The sequence below is a fragment of the Pseudomonas sp. 05N434 genome (genome assembly GCF_056396965.1).
This window is the reverse complement of record NZ_JBFTMK010000854.1, coordinates 1-1356: the sequence shown is the minus strand read 5'-3', so window position 1 is coordinate 1356 and position 1356 is coordinate 1. Positions and strand designations below refer to the sequence as shown.

1 protein-coding gene is annotated in these 1356 nt (G+C 48.5%); it reads right to left on the bottom strand.

What is annotated here, in order from left to right:
- On the bottom strand, positions 1-867 hold an 867-nt coding region (locus AC1DLB_RS30115; protein ID WP_477786296.1), incomplete at its 3' end, for a DUF4062 domain-containing protein.
- Positions 868-1356: the final 489 nt, after the last annotated feature.

Sequence of the window (1356 nt, the reverse complement as noted above, 5' to 3'; positions counted from 1 at the left end):
AAGTATCTGCATTTGCACTGATACGGTTTGGAAGTCTTGATCGTTCAGTATGTTTTTGTATGCGTTGATTCGATGCTTGGAAACGATGCCGCTTCGTAAGTGTTCTTTAATGGAAATTTCGGGAGTGCTGATCGTGAGGTACGGCGAAATTAAATAAAATATCTCCCTCCAATTTGTATTTGCGCTCCACTCCAGCCTTGTCATGTTCGCTGAGTATGTTCCATGCAAAGTGATGCTAGAGTCTAGAGCTGCGGGGCTCAGCTCTTCGATTGCAGGAATGTTTTTCTGAAGCTCGTACTTTGTCTTCAGGGCTTGATTTTCTTTTCTTAGATCATTTATTTCACGGAGTAAATCCTCACTTGCTACGTTGTTGCCCCGAATCCATCCGACCCTTGGGAAACGCGATATAGCCTGTGCAATGCTGATTGCCACTTGCCCTGGCAAATCACTTCCGTTGATCCAGTACTTAACTAGCCGGCCAGTTGAGACGCGTGTTCTGAAGTTGTTGAGTTGTTCTCGCATCTCTGAAGATATTTCAGATTTTTCCACAGAGATTGAACTTGGGCTTTGATGAAGTAGTGCTAGGACCGGAATACTTTGCTCTACCGCGTATTCATACTCTTTCTCTGTGTAGCTAATCCCTTCTTCAGTGGTAGATCCATAGCGGCCACCAATAATTAGCAGGTAGTAATCGCAGTCATCGATAACTTTTTTGATGAACTCAAATTGTTCTTCATCTGTAGCAGGAAAAAGCTCCATGCCGGCAGGTATGCAGTCCATTTGCATGAGAGTCTGCGTGACCAGGGCTCGCTCCTCTTTCAGGTCTGTATAGGTCGAGCTGATAAATACCTGGTGCCTTTTCTGCATTTCTCTTTCCTTGATCGATCCATGGTGTGTTCGCTCAAGATAGCTATCGATTGTGGATGAGTCGAGACCTCCTTCAGTCGTGTTGCTCTGCGTTTTAGTACGGAGCGAAAAATTGCCCCCGGCGCCGATTCGCGCCAGGTGATTCGGCAGATGCGCCTGTAACTCCCACCACTGGTGGAAGTCTGGGTGTTACACCAGCGGTGGGGCATCGAGGTTTCCACCATTGGAGTAAACCTCCCATGCCCTTACGACCGTCTCGCGAAAGTGTCGGTTAGCCCAAAACGGGAATTCCCGCTTTGCCGTCTATCTACGCTGTGTTGATGTAGGATYGCCATCACCTACCACGAAAGGAGACTCGATATGGATGAAGAGCTGATGCGCCAGGTGCGGGAGGCAATCGACTACTTCCCACCGCGGCCGGACCTAGACGCACTCATCGAAAGTGGCGATTTAATCAAGGTTGCTGGCGGGTACCAAGCACCCACGGAG